Origin of the sequence: Legionella feeleii, assembly GCF_001467625.1 — a bacterium.
GTDB lineage: Bacteria > Pseudomonadota > Gammaproteobacteria > Legionellales > Legionellaceae > Tatlockia > Tatlockia feeleii.
Window position 1 is genome coordinate 1279 of record NZ_LNYB01000087.1, and the last position, 707, is coordinate 1985.

A 707-nucleotide genomic window follows, 5' to 3' on the forward strand; every position below is an offset into this window, starting at 1 on the left:
GCGTTTAATGAGATGGAGCGTAAGCTTAATGACGCGTTTACAGCCCTGGAAGAGCAGACAGCCAGTTTATCGACAACGATTGCGCAATTAGGCATTGAAGCAGGTAAGTTGCATAGCCAGGTCACGCGTCTTGAAGGGATGGTCAAACAACTTCAGGAACAGCAAGAGAAGATGTTGGCAACGACGGGTAAATTGAATGATGCCGGTGAGAAACTCAGTCAGGAGATAGACTCGCTTTCTGCAATTATCACAGAGAAGAAAGCGGCGATGGATTTCATTTCCGAATCGATTGTTAGTATTGTATCTGAGGTTACATCGGTTAAGAGCGATACAATTACCACAAAATTGTTAACTGAAGAGGAATCCACACAAACAAAGCGACAAGTAAAAAAATGTCAAGAATTGGAAATGGACATCGACAAAAGCGTTTTAAAAGTAAAAGCCGTCAATACTTTATTAGATGACAGCCTTGATAAGGCTGATAAAACGCTTAACGACAGCCGATCTATTTCTCTTAAAGAAAGGGCTCTAAAAGCAATCGCTTTAAAGCAAAGAACGAGCGCTCAAGAAGATTCTCAAGGAGACAGTCCTGCAATTAGTGTACCTCGATAACTACCTGTTAGGACTTGAAAACAGATTCGGCTCTGCTTGAATTATTTTGCAAATGAACTAGCAATAAAATGCAAATGGATTTTGATGAAACCGAA

Annotated in this window: 1 protein-coding gene; it reads left to right on the plus strand. The window is 40.7% G+C overall.

Translation table 11 applies throughout. The features are described 5' to 3' along the window. Positions 1-612: hypothetical protein (locus Lfee_RS16375; protein WP_162262699.1), on the plus strand; the 612-nt coding region annotated here is incomplete at its 5' end. Between the last annotated feature and the right edge of the window lie 95 nt (positions 613-707).